The 12,598-nt window shown below is 42.9% G+C and carries 10 protein-coding genes; 3 read left to right on the top strand and 7 right to left on the bottom strand.

The window, feature by feature from the left end; translation table 11 throughout:
- Nucleotides 1–171 precede the first annotated feature (171 nt).
- From guaB to pdxH, 3 genes are all read left to right on the top strand, one after another.
- The gene (guaB, locus tag ACIGBM_RS08100; RefSeq protein WP_057760534.1) at nucleotides 172–1,644 is read left to right on the top strand and encodes an IMP dehydrogenase; all 1,473 of its coding nucleotides are present in this window, start codon (nucleotides 172–174) and stop codon (nucleotides 1,642–1,644) included.
- 212 nt (nucleotides 1,645–1,856) lie between these two features.
- Nucleotides 1,857–3,224, top strand: coding sequence for a phosphoglucosamine mutase (gene glmM / locus ACIGBM_RS08105; protein ID WP_296206749.1), 1,368 nt, complete (start codon nucleotides 1,857–1,859; stop codon nucleotides 3,222–3,224).
- 109 nt (nucleotides 3,225–3,333) lie between these two features.
- Nucleotides 3,334–3,996 (top strand): pyridoxamine 5'-phosphate oxidase, encoded by a 663-nt coding sequence (pdxH, locus tag ACIGBM_RS08110; RefSeq protein ID WP_296206775.1) that lies wholly within the window; start codon nucleotides 3,334–3,336, stop codon nucleotides 3,994–3,996.
- Between the two features lie 142 nt (nucleotides 3,997–4,138).
- On the opposite strand, the gene ACIGBM_RS08115 is transcribed toward pdxH, so the two are convergent.
- The 7 genes from ACIGBM_RS08115 to ACIGBM_RS08145 form a co-directional block, all read right to left on the bottom strand.
- On the bottom strand, nucleotides 4,139–5,401 hold the full coding sequence (locus ACIGBM_RS08115) for an HlyD family secretion protein (RefSeq protein ID WP_397477383.1): 1,263 nt from the start codon (nucleotides 5,399–5,401) through the stop codon (nucleotides 4,139–4,141).
- Between the two features lie 85 nt (nucleotides 5,402–5,486).
- Entirely contained in the window at nucleotides 5,487–7,175 is a 1,689-nt protein-coding gene (locus tag ACIGBM_RS08120; RefSeq protein WP_397477384.1) for an MFS transporter, read from the bottom strand.
- A gap of 398 nt (nucleotides 7,176–7,573) precedes the next feature.
- On the bottom strand, nucleotides 7,574–8,203 hold the full coding sequence (locus tag ACIGBM_RS08125) for a glutathione S-transferase family protein (protein WP_397477385.1): 630 nt from the start codon (nucleotides 8,201–8,203) through the stop codon (nucleotides 7,574–7,576).
- Nucleotides 8,204–8,233: 30 nt separating this feature from the next.
- A complete protein-coding gene (locus tag ACIGBM_RS08130; protein ID WP_057760524.1) occupies nucleotides 8,234–8,911 on the bottom strand; it encodes a type 1 glutamine amidotransferase domain-containing protein in 678 nt (225 codons plus the stop codon).
- 217 nt (nucleotides 8,912–9,128) lie between these two features.
- Nucleotides 9,129–10,178: an NADP-dependent oxidoreductase gene (locus ACIGBM_RS08135; protein WP_397477386.1), complete on the bottom strand. Its 1,050-nt coding sequence runs from the start codon at nucleotides 10,176–10,178 to the stop codon at nucleotides 9,129–9,131.
- Nucleotides 10,179–10,345: 167 nt separating this feature from the next.
- Nucleotides 10,346–11,557 carry an iron-containing alcohol dehydrogenase gene (locus ACIGBM_RS08140; protein ID WP_397477387.1) on the bottom strand — a complete coding sequence of 404 codons (1,212 nt, stop codon included), beginning with the start codon at nucleotides 11,555–11,557 and terminating at the stop codon, nucleotides 10,346–10,348.
- 378 nt (nucleotides 11,558–11,935) lie between these two features.
- A complete protein-coding gene (locus ACIGBM_RS08145) occupies nucleotides 11,936–12,535 on the bottom strand; it encodes a TetR family transcriptional regulator (protein ID WP_397477388.1) in 600 nt (199 codons plus the stop codon).
- Nucleotides 12,536–12,598 lie beyond the last annotated feature (63 nt).

The following is a 12,598-nucleotide window of genomic DNA, read 5'->3' on the forward strand; positions in this document are numbered from 1 at the left end:
ATCTGACAAATATAGTGTGTCAGCGAGGCGCTTATTTGTTATAATGTGGCGTTATTTTTATAGGATAACTGAGTGGTTGGCGATGAGTCGGCACTGTGCTTGCAGCTGCAATGATTGATACGCTTAACCCTGAGCTCCTACCCATCAAAATAACCACCACTAGGGGTCTGTATGTTGCGAATTGTCGATGAAGCCTTAACCTTTGATGACGTTTTATTATTACCAGCCTATTCTGAAGTTCTGCCAAAAACTGCTGATCTGTCTACTCGTTTGACCAAAAACATCACACTTAATCTTCCGCTAATCTCTGCGGCGATGGATACTGTGACTGAGTCTGAAATGGCTATCACTATGGCACAGCTTGGTGGCATGGGTATTTTGCATAAGAGCATGGACATCGAAAAGCAGGCCACCCAAGTACGCCGTGTCAAAAAATTTGAAGCGGGTACCGTTGTTGATCCTATCACTGTACATCCAGAAATGACGATCGGTGAATTGCTACGTTTGACGCAAGATAACAATATCTCAGGTGTGCCTGTGGTCGAAAAAGGCACAGATAACGTTGTGGGTATTGTTACTCATAGAGATTGGCGTTTTGAGACCAATTTATCGTTGCCAGTTAGTCAGATTATGACACCTAAAGAGCAGCTAGTAACTGTACATGAAGGTGAAAGCAACGAGAATATAAAAAGACTATTGCATGAGCACCGAATCGAAAAAGTCATCGTTATTGACGATAACTTCCGTCTACGTGGTTTGATTACTGTTAATGACTTTGCCAAAGCTGAAAACAATCCAAACGCGTGTAAAGACGAGCAAGGTCGCTTACGTGTTGGCGCAGCTGTTGGTACAGGTGCAGACACGCAAGCACGCGTTGAAGCATTAATCGCCGCTGATGTCGACGTTATCGTCGTTGATACTGCGCATGGTCACTCAAAAGGCGTGATCGATAAAGTATCTTGGATCAAGAAAAACTATCCGCATGTACAAGTAATCGGTGGCAACATCGCAACAGGTGAAGCTGCAATTGCTTTACGTGACGCAGGTGCTGATGCAGTAAAAGTAGGTATCGGCCCTGGTTCTATCTGTACCACGCGTATTATTGCAGGTATCGGTGTACCACAAATCTCAGCCATTGATAATGTTGCTAGTGCTTTAAAAGACAGCATTCCATTGATTGCTGACGGTGGTATTCGTTATTCAGGTGACATGGCAAAAGCAATCGCTGCTGGTGCATCGTGCATCATGGTTGGTTCACTCATGGCTGGTACTGAAGAAGCACCAGGTGAAGTTGAGCTGTTCCAAGGTCGCTACTATAAAGCTTATCGCGGTATGGGTAGTTTGGGTGCGATGTCAGGATCAAACGGTTCTTCAGACCGCTACTTCCAAGATGCAAAAGACGGCGTAGAGAAGCTAGTACCAGAAGGTATCGAAGGCCGTGTTCCTTATAAAGGACCAGTTGCGGGTATCGTTAATCAGTTGGTTGGTGGCTTACGTTCATCAATGGGTTATACTGGTTCTGCCACGATTGAAGATATGCGTACCAATCCGCAGTTTATCAAAGTAACCTCAGCGGGTATGAAAGAGTCACATGTGCATGATGTGCAAATCACTAAAGAAGCACCGAACTATCGAGTAAACTAGATCGTTCCGTAAGACGCTTCACTTTTGTAGATTTACATCGTATTAGTGTTAGCTGAGACGTAAGGCTGCAGCGAGCTTAAGATACAAACAGCCAACAATGCTATGTTATTGTTGGCTGTTTTTTTTGTAAAATACAGAAACAGATTATTACAACAATAGTATTGCCTGCGTATACGCTTGGCCTTTTATTTTTTTGACTTGAGGAACACATAATGAGCTATTTTGGCACTGATGGAATTCGCGGAAAATTTGGTGAATTGCCAATTACACCGGACTTTATCTTAAAACTAGGCTATGTCACTGGGCTTGTTCTCATAGAAAAAAATGAAAATCCTACGCGTAAGCCAAGTGTGGTGATTGGTAAAGATACGCGTCTGTCAGGCTATGTGATAGAGGGAGCATTACAAGCAGGTTTTAATGCAGCAGGTGTTGATGTTTATATGCTTGGTCCATTGCCAACCCCAGCGATTGCGCATTTAACCCGTAGCTTTAATGCAGATGCTGGTGTGGTTATTTCAGCCTCGCACAACCCTTATTATGATAATGGCATCAAGTTTTTCTCAGGTGATGGCAAAAAGATAAGTGATGAAATGCAAACTGCAATCAATGATAAATTGACGGCAATTATGAACGACGTTGGTAGTGATGTTGCCATAATGCCTATTCTTGATCCTGCACATTTGGGCAAAAACAACCGTATTGATGATGCGAAAGGTCGCTATATTGAATTTTGCAAAGGCAGCTTCCCTTATCAGTACGACCTTAGTCATCTGACGGTAGTAGTGGATTGTGCGAATGGTGCGGGCTATAGCGTAGCACCTAGAGTGATGCGCGAGTTGGGGGCAAACGTGATTGCTATCAATAATACGCCAGACGGTATCAATATCAATGCTGAATGTGGTTCTACTCATCCTGAAAGCTTACAAAAAGCCGTGCTTGAGCATGAAGCAGATGTCGGTATTGCACTAGATGGTGATGGTGACCGTATCGTAATGGTTGATGAGACGGGTAAGCTAGTTGATGGTGATGGTATCTTATATGTACTTGCTACCCAAGGTAAAACCAAAGCTGAAGGTGTTGTCGGCACGCTCATGAGCAACATGGGGTTAGAGCTGGCACTAAAAGATGCAGACATTCAATTTACTCGCGCAAAGGTGGGTGATCGCTATGTGATGCAGGACTTAGAAGCTAATGGCTGGATATTGGGCGGTGAGCCATCTGGTCATATCTTATGCTTAGATAAAAGTCGCACAGGGGACGCTATCATTGCTGGTTTGCAAGTACTGGCAGTCATGCAAGCCAGAGAGCGTGCGCTAAGTGAGCTTGTTGAAGGTTTTGAAGTGTTACCGCAAAAGCTAGTCAATGTACGCTTATCTCAAATGCAAGACCCATTCAAACATGAGGAGTTGGTTGCTGCTTTTGATAAAGCACAGGCAACGCTAGAGGGTCGTGGTCGTCTTCTGATACGTCAGTCAGGTACAGAGCCTATGATTCGCGTGATGGTTGAGTCAGATGATGAGATAGAGTGCGATGTAATGGCTAATGATTTAGCTGATCTTATAAAGTCGGTACTAGGCTAATAGCATTTAAGGCAATAAGTGGTATTCAAGATAGCAACTGGTATTTAAGATAATGACTAGTACTTGAGACAACAACATTATAGTTTTCAAATAAGGAACTGCTATGAGCATGGACTTTACCGACCAACGCCTCTCATATGAGAAAGGTGAGCTTGACCAACAGTCAGTACCAACGTCACCATTCGAGCTTTTTAAAGCTTGGATGAATGAGGCGTTAGCGCAAAAGGTGCAAGAGCCTTATGCAATGAGTTTGGCGACATGTGGCGCAGACAATAAGCCTAGCGTTCGTATTGTGTTATTACGCGAGATTACTGAGACAGGTATCGTTTTTTATACCAATTATGAAAGCGCAAAAGGGCAGGATATTGCAGAGAACCCTAACGCTGAAGCGTTATTCTTCTGGCATGAGTTAGAGCGTCAAGTCCGTATCAGCGGTAGTATCGCTAAAATTGCTGCTGATAAATCGGCTGCTTACTTCCAAAAGCGTCCCCATGATAGTCAAGTAGGCGCTTGGGTCAGTCAACCGCAAAGTGGTGAAGTGGCCAATCGTGAAATCATGGAGCAAACGTTTGAACAGCTTCAAGCAGCGCACCCTGACAATACTACTGTACCAACGCCAGAGTTTTGGGGTGGGTATGAGATTACGGTTGAAAGTATTGAGTTTTGGCAAGGTCGCGCCAATCGGATGCATGACCGAATTGTGTATACGCAGAGTAGCGGCGATGACAGTGAAGGCAATACAAGCTGGACGACCAAACGTTTATTACCATAGTTGCTGTAGTTTGAAGCTATAGATTATACAAAACTAAAAAAGCCACTCTAAATCCAGTTTTTCTGGTATCTAGAGTGGCTTTTTTACGTTAGCTATTTACCTTATCTGGCATTATTTTTTAATTAACTTTTTATTCAACCTTTCATTTAATATTGGTATCGACATCCACTGAGACTGACATGCCAGGACGTAATCGTGCAAGTTCAGGCTGGTTCTGGTCTAGGTCGATGCGTACAGGAATACGTTGAGCGATTTTTATGTAGTTACCTGTCGCAGGGTTGGCAGCAGCAGCACTAAACTCGCTACCAGTCGCTGGCGAGATATTACTTACGTGCCCCGTAAATTTGGCACCACCAAGCGCATCGACATGAATGGTCGCAGGCTCACCGATTGCCATATTGGCTATTTGAGTTTCCTTAAAGTTTGCAATGATCCAAATGCCTTTTGGTACGATATACATGAGCTGCGTACCAGCGCTGACGTATTGGCCTTCTTTGACACTGACTTGGCTTAGCTGGCCAGATTCAGGCGCAGTGATGATAGTATTGTCTAGATTGATTTGCGCTTGCTTGACGCCTGCCTCAGCATTTTTGATATTTGCATCTAGCGATGAGCGACTGCCACTGGTCTTTTCACGGTTTTCTTGGGCGGCCTGTAAATTGGCTTCTGCTTGCTGTACACCTGCTTGTGCTTGAGCCAACTGCGCCTTGATATGAGCCACCTCCGCCTTTGATACCGCACCAATAGCATCCAAACCTTGGTAGCGGTTTACATCTTCACGAGCGCTCTGTACGTTGATTTTGGCACTATATAAGTCAGCTTTGCGTGCTTCGATTTGTGCTTGGCTGGTTTGTGTGTCTTGATCGTTGGTAGAGCGGTTGGTGACCGCCACCTCAGTATTCGCTTGCGCTTGTTCGAGCTGCTGCTGAAACGTTCGATCGTCTATCTTTATGAGTAAGTCACCCGCTTTTACATTGGCGAAGTCTTGCACTGCTACTTTGGTGACATAACCAGAAACCTGCGGGCTAATAATAGTCGTCTGACCTTTGACAAAAGCATTATTGGTTTGCTGTACCGTTGGGGTAAATGGTGGGAACTTCCATGCATACAAAATCAATGCCACGCCAATGACAATCAATAAAATTAATAAGCCTAAGTTTAGATAGGATTTTTTCTTGGGCGACCAACCAGTAGTATCGGGGATTGGCTCTTTTGGCGGCATTGGTGTTTCATTGCTGTCTGAACTGTTTTCTACATCACCTTCTGCTGTCTTAGTTACTGATGGCGAAGAAGTTGTAGCAGACTCTTCTTTACCTATGTTGGACATTATAGGTGTGTCTGTTGCTGGAGCGCCAGTGGACGTCTGAGGTGTTTGATTAAGCTCATTTGGTTTTTCTTGGCTCATGACGTGCTCCTAAACTTTTAATAAATATTAAAATAGACTGGCTATAAACGAACAAGGTGAAACATTATTAATAGAATAAACTGAGTTATTTTGACTCACGCATTTTTGCAATAACGGCAAGCTCTTTAGCAAGTGGATTGCGCTTGTGGTAACGGTTATAAAAATAGTTGATTAATAAAATGATCGTAACGAAAGTAGCAAAACTGGCCATCAAAAAGAACAGATCGCTATAAGCTGAGACAGTTGCTTGGCGTTGAATCCCTTGCAACACTTGACTCATTGCAGCCACATTCGCTTGCGCTGCGTCCGTCGTTTGGTTTGACAATACACTACGAGTACCGGAAATTTGAGCGCTGAACGTAGGATCACCTAAGTTCAGTGAGCTGACCATATCTGCATAATGCACTTGTGTACGAATGGTCGTAAATGCCTGAATAGCCGCTGCACCTGCCAATCCGCCAACCGTTTGGGAAATACCAAAGATAACCGAAAAACTAATGATATAAGCAGGGCCACTGGCAATAGCACGCAAGAATCCTTCGAAAACCAAAGGTCCCATGAAATATACCGCGGCAAATGCAATCAAAAACTGGCTAATATAAAACATATAGGGTGCAGAATTAATAGAGACCCCAACGTCCATCCAAGACCCTAAGGCAATCAATGCCACTGCAAAAATAACAGGACGGCGCAAGTCCATCGGATTGGTACTAAAAATACTAATCACCAAAGCCAGCACACTGGCAGCCATTATGACAGCATAAAAAGTAACCAGCTGATCGTTACCATAACCCAAATTAGCAAGTAGGCCTGCAGCACCGACATTTTGTTCAGATAGCAAAATTCGCATAACAGCGCCGGTAATCATAAAGGCAATAATATTGCGGCTACGCATCCAGCGGACTTGTAACATTGGGTTTTTGCGATGTGTTTCAATCCATAGAGCGATGCCAATCCCAACAATAGCAATCATTAGGGGATAGACGAGCCAAGGCGTCGTCCACCATAAAATCCTACCTTGCACCAAAATTACAGCCAGTGCCGCCAAACCGCTCGCAAAAAAAGCAAAGCTTAAAAAATCGAGTTTCTCAAATACTTTTTCTGTATTGCCTGGTGGTAGCTCCAATATATTAATCAGCCCAAAACAAATCAGTGCCAAGCCAAATTGAAATAAAAATAAGTTTTCAAGCTGACCGTCGATGGCGAGATAGGGCGAGATGATTCGTGATAATGGAATACCAAACTGCACCAAGCCAAAACCCAATATTAAGCCACTGGTCCGCTTGACGGTTGGCATGCCTTGCAAACAGTAGAATAACCCTAAAATGGTCATGCCACTTGCCACCATACCACTAAGTCCCCTGGCGACAATCTCTAGGTAATAAGGCTCAATTCCTATATTAGGCGTATCTAATAAGTGACTACTGATTAGCCACTGTAAACTCGTGGCGGCCAACAAAAAGAACAGAGTGATTTTGCTAAAAAGTGACATACCAAATTGTTGGCGAATTTTGTACAGCAGAACGGTGATACAGGCATTGGTCATATTATAGCTAACAGATATCCACCCACCTTCAGCTGGCGTTAAGCCCAGTTGACCTTGAATTTGAGTAAGATTTGCGACGAGCAGACCGTTTTGGAAACTGGCAGTGAGACCAACGAAAATTCCAATCAGTAAGTAAAATAATTTACGGCGTGCAGGATGATCAGGGTTGGCAGGAGAGCCCACCATTATCGGTTGTTCGTGGGGCTTGAACTGATATTCGTTACTCATGGACGTACCATAATCTGTATAAGGAAATAGAATGGCATAGAACAGATTCCAGACGCAAAATCAGGTCAGTACGATGAATGTTCATAGCTTAAAAAAACAGCGGGGTAGTTGATATAAATGCTGGTCAAACTGGAAAGACAACCCAAGAAATGCAGGGCATATTTTATCATAACTTCTATAGCGCTTTTGTCATCACCGCGTAACTCATTGGCTGTGTTGGATAAAGATATAGCAGTATTTCATGCAATGTGACGAACATTAAAACAAACGATGCAACAAGTAAAAAATGCTATATGCATAAAAAACAGCTCTATACAGAGCTGTTTTTGTGTATCGAAAAATTGGTCAGTCAGTATATGACATATCAGTTAACAGATAATATCAATTAATACCAAATACTAAATTGATTCATCATATTTTGCTTCTAGCTGCATTGCACGCTGATAGCTATCAAGACTGGCCAACTTTTCAGCATACTGTTTGATATGCGGATAGGCATCAAGTTTCTGACGCTTAGCAAGAATAATCAAATCGAATGACAGCATAAAGTCGGCACCGCTCAGTTTATCACCTACAATAAACGACTTACCTTCAACTGAGGCATCCAGATACTTAAACAGTCTGGTTTTTTCTGTCTCGATGTAGCCGTTTAAAAACTCATTGTCATCGATGCCTGCTTTGTTAGTAAATAATTCAAGCATTAATGGCAACATGAGCGAGCTTTCTGCAAAATCAATCCACTGTAGATAGTAGCCATAGTCTGAGCTTCCTGTAGCAGGGCGCAGACGCTCTGGCGCAAATCGTTCAATCAACAGCTCAGTGATAGCACCTGACTCAGCATAAATCTGTCCATCCATTTCGATAACCGGAGACTTACCGAGTGGATGTATAGCCTTTAGAGAATCTGGTGCTAAATGAGTCTTGGCATCGCGCTGATGGCTGACTACTTCATAAGGTACGCCTAGCTCTTCTAAGAGCCATAGCGTACGTAATGAGCGTGATTGATTGAGATGATGTAAGCGAATCATGGTATCGACCTTATTGTGCAGTGAATTTGACTAACCTTTCAGCTTTGCCATTAGGCGCTTAGCAGCTTCTTCTGATGATGCAGGATTTTGACCTGTGATTAGCAGACCATCTTCAACAACAAATGATTCCCAATCAGCCGCTTTTTCGTAGTTACCGCCATTGGCTTTCAATGCGTCTTCTACTAGGAAGGGTACTACGTCTGTTAGGCCAACTGCGTCTTCTTCAGAGTTAGTAAAACCAGTCACTGTTTTGCCTTTTACCAAATACTCGCCATCGACTTTAACGTTTTTGAGCGCTGCAGGAGAATGACAAACAAAAGCAACAGGCTTGTCTTGCTTAACAAAAGTCTCGATCAGATTGATAGAGTTTTTATCTACTGCCAAATCCCACAATGGGCCATGACCACCAGGATAAAATACTGAATCGAAATCTTCAGCGTTCATATCAGCAAGTTTTTTGGTGTTAGCCAAATGTTCTTGAGCGTCTTTGTCGTCTTTAAAACGAGTGGTATCTTTAGTTTGCGTGTCTTCTGTGTCACTACTAGGATCTAGTGGTGGCTGACCGCCAGCTGGAGAAGCTAGAGTTACATTTACGCCAGCGTCAAGAAATGCGTAGTAAGGAGCAGCAAATTCTTCTAGCCAAAAACCAGTTTTCTTACCAGTATCGCCTAAACGGTCATGAGAAGTTAGTACCATTAAAATGTTCATAATTATCCTTGTTTATTATTTATATGTTAGTAACTATATAGCCAACAGTCATAAGTTTTACGTTGCATCATTAGCCGTTTTTACTTAATTAGCCTAAATGCAAATAATGACTGTTAGCATTATTCCTGCTTTGTGCGCAACTGTCAGTAGTGATATTAGCAATTTATGTTGTTAAGTAGTTATTCACAACGATTGCTAACTGTCAGTAGCTGCTTAACTAGTTAACGTCAGATACTTTGATTACAGTCTTACCAAAGTTATCACCGTTTAACATACTGACAAATGCATCTGGGGCATTGTCCAGACCGTCAGTAATGTGCTCTTTGGTTTTTACTTCGCCTGACTCTACCCATTTGCTCATGGTTTCCAAGAACTCGGGGAAGTGGTCGCCATACTCTTCAAAGATAATGAAACCTCTGACAGTTAGGCGTTGACTTAAGATAAGACCCATCAGCATACCTAGGCGATCTTTGCCATCCGGTAAATCAGTTGCGTTGTACTGCGATACCAGACCACATACTGGAATACGAGCGTGGTCGTTAAGTAATGGCATTACCGCATCAAATACTTTACCGCCAACGTTTTCATAGTAGATGTCGATACCATCTGGACATGCTGCTTTTAATTGCTCAGCGAAGTCATCGGCTTTGTGATCGATACAGACATCGAAGCCAAGCTCATTGACCGCAAAGTCGCATTTCTCTTTACCACCTGCCACACCGACAGTTCGCAGGCCATGTTGATTACCCACTTGACCGACAGTGGCACCGACAGGTCCAGTTGCTGCTGCCACGACTAAAGTTTCGCCTTTTTGTGGTTTACCGATATCAGTCAGACCCATGTAACCCGTGAACCCTGGCATACCTAACACGCCTAAACCATAAGAAGGATTTGACATGTTTTTGTCCAGTTTCAGGACGCCTTCGCCATCACTGACACTGTAGTCCTGCCAGCCTGAGTTTGATACGACTAAGTCGCCTACCGCGAAGCTATCAATATTTGACTCGACCACTTGCGCTACGGTACCACCCATGATGACGTCACCGACTTCTAACGGGTCTGCATAGCTTTTTGCATCGCTCATACGCCCACGCATATATGGATCTAGTGATAGATATACCGTGCGTAGTAGCATCTCGTTATCTTTTGGCGTAGGAATGTCGCTAGTTGCCATGTCAAAGTTGTCAGCAGTAGGTACGCCATTAGGACGGCTAGCCAATTTGATTTGACGGTTTGTTTGTTGATTCTGTTGTTTGTCGAAGCTCATTGTAGGAATCCTTTATATTTATTAATTGTCATTATTATAGTGGTATTAAGTGTAGTAGCTACTCAGCATGGAATAGCTACTACTATAAATAGCATAACGATATGTACTTATTGTTACTGTCGCGATTTTTCTTATAATTGTTCTGACAGTTCTTGCTATAGCGCTTATTAAGACGCTTTGCTAGTTACAGCGCGCTGCAAGATACGACGTGATACTTCTAAGTCGTTAGTACCATGTTCACCAAGCTTAACCATGTTATGCACTTCAAGCTGCTTGATGATTGGATCAATCGCTGATTCCGTCAAGTCAACGTCTTCTAGGCTAACTGGCAAGCCAAGCTCGCGGAAGAAGTTTTCAGTGTAAACAATAGCAGTCTCGATGATCGCATCGTCGTCTAGGTCAGTATCGGTAATGTTCCATACGTTACGTGCATACTGAAGCAGTTTTTCTTTTTTGCTTTCTTTTAGCTCACGCATAACTGATGGCAATACGATGGTTAGCGTACGTGCATGATCGATAGCGTGTAGTGATGTTAGCTCATGACCAACCATATGAGTTGTCCAATCTTGTGGTACACCAGTACCGATCAGACCGTTCAATGCCATGGTTGCTGTCCACATAATGTTTTTACGTGTTTCTAGGTTTTCTGGATCTTGCTTAACAACTAGACCTTCATCGATAAGGATTTTAAGCAAGCTTTCAGCAAAGGCATCTTGTACTTTAGCGTTTACTGGGTAAGTCAGATATTGTTCCATTACATGAACAAATGCATCAGCCACACCATTCATAACCTGACGTTCAGGCAGGGTAAGTGTTTTGATTGGATCTAGAATTGAGAATTTAGGGAAGGCAAGTGGGTTACCAAACGGTAGTTTTGCTTGACGTTCACTATAGTTGATAACGCCGCCCGAGTTCATCTCAGAACCAGTTGCTGGGATGGTTAATACCGCACCCAAATCAACCGCAGAATCGATGTCTCTGCAATAGCTGGTCAATGCATCCCATGCTTGTTCACGTGACACAGTGCCATTTTCTTCAGTCAGTGATGATACCAATGCAACAAATTTGCTGCCATCAATCACTGAACCACCGCCAACGGCTAATAAGAAGTCGATGTTGTGCTCATTGACCATGTCGGCTGCTTTTAATAGCGTGGTGAATTCTGGGTTAGCTTCGATGCCACCAAATTCAAATACAGTACGGTTACCGCTTGCCGCTAATGCAGTTTTTACTTCGTCTAATGTACCAGTACGCTGAGCTGAACCACCACCGTACGTAATGAGGACACGTGCATCAGTAGGGACTAGATCTGATAATTGTTCGATTTGACCTTCACCAAAAACGATACGGACTGGATTGTAGTATTGGAAGTTATTCATAAGATTCCTAATTAGTAATAAAAAGTTTTTAATAAAAACGGTTCAATTAAATGGTTTTGACATGGGATATTGTCTGATATCAATCAATGAATGATAAGCAATGCTCGTATAGACATTCATTCTTAATATTTGTGCGCATTGTACACCAATTAGACCAGTCGTCTAGTTATATTTACAAAAATCTCGTATAACTGTTTAAGTCATATGCAGATGTCTTTCAGAAATTTGTTTACAAAAGAGAAGGCAATAAAGCACACTGAACACTCAAGCATAGTACTGACAGCTGCTATCTATGAGAGTTGTAAATATTCAATGTGCCTTAATGTTTATGATGTTTGTGCTAAAGATGCAGTCGCTAGAAATCCGAACGGTTAACTATCAGCGTCCCATTTGGGTCGTGGTCATCTGCCAAATTTCTGCTAAAGGGGTATTGGTTTGGCTAATCTTTGCAATTAAGCTTGCGCCAAGCCATGCAAAATACCAACGCTTGGCCATACTCTCAGCCGAGATATTATCGAGACGGGGTACTGACCCGTCTGCCCAGCCTGCCTTAATCTGCTCAGCAAGCCACATGGTCGTCTGCTGATAGCCAGTATCGAGTGCCTTACGCATGGTTTCTGACATATCGGCTACCTCTGCGCTGAGCTTCACTACCAAGCATTTCTCATGGTCACAGCCGTTCTGCTGCGTGTCATACCAGTTTTGAAAATAATCATATAGCTTTTGCTGCGCACTGACATCTTGTGCATCGATGACATCTAACCGAGTCTTATATAAACTAAAGTAATGATTAATAATGGCTTCACCAAAGGCTTCTTTGGAAGCAAAGTAGTGGTAAAAAGAACCTTTTGGCACACCTGCTGTATCTAAAATCTGCTTGAGACCAACAGCGGTAAAACCTTTTTTAGCAATTAATTGGTAGCCAGTGGCAAGTAAATGAGCTTTGGTATCTGGGGTAGTTGCGTCTGTATTAGACATAAACAGGATTGTCTCCCTTGGTAGTTGCTTATATTAGCGTATGTATTAGATAGTCAGTTAAAA

The organism is Psychrobacter sp. NPDC077938 (genome assembly GCF_044542635.1).
Taxonomy (GTDB): Bacteria; Pseudomonadota; Gammaproteobacteria; order Pseudomonadales; family Moraxellaceae; genus Psychrobacter.

Bases quoted from the DNA above. Each gene is read 5' to 3' on its own strand.
- pdxH (WP_296206775.1), top strand. From the start codon at position 3,334: ATGGACTTTACCGACCAACGCCTCTCATATGAGAAAGGTGAGCTTGAC.
- ACIGBM_RS08115 (WP_397477383.1), bottom strand. From the start codon at position 5,401: ATGAGCCAAGAAAAACCAAATGAGCTTAATCAAACACCTCAGACGTCC.
- glmM (WP_296206749.1), top strand. From the start codon at position 1,857: ATGAGCTATTTTGGCACTGATGGAATTCGCGGAAAATTTGGTGAATTG.
- ACIGBM_RS08120 (WP_397477384.1), bottom strand. From the start codon at position 7,175: ATGAGTAACGAATATCAGTTCAAGCCCCACGAACAACCGATAATGGTG.
- ACIGBM_RS08140 (WP_397477387.1), bottom strand. From the start codon at position 11,557: ATGAATAACTTCCAATACTACAATCCAGTCCGTATCGTTTTTGGTGAA.
- guaB (WP_057760534.1), top strand. From the start codon at position 172: ATGTTGCGAATTGTCGATGAAGCCTTAACCTTTGATGACGTTTTATTA.
- ACIGBM_RS08135 (WP_397477386.1), bottom strand. From the start codon at position 10,178: ATGAGCTTCGACAAACAACAGAATCAACAAACAAACCGTCAAATCAAA.
- ACIGBM_RS08125 (WP_397477385.1), bottom strand. From the start codon at position 8,203: ATGATTCGCTTACATCATCTCAATCAATCACGCTCATTACGTACGCTA.
- ACIGBM_RS08130 (WP_057760524.1), bottom strand. From the start codon at position 8,911: ATGAACATTTTAATGGTACTAACTTCTCATGACCGTTTAGGCGATACT.
- ACIGBM_RS08145 (WP_397477388.1), bottom strand. From the start codon at position 12,535: ATGTCTAATACAGACGCAACTACCCCAGATACCAAAGCTCATTTACTT.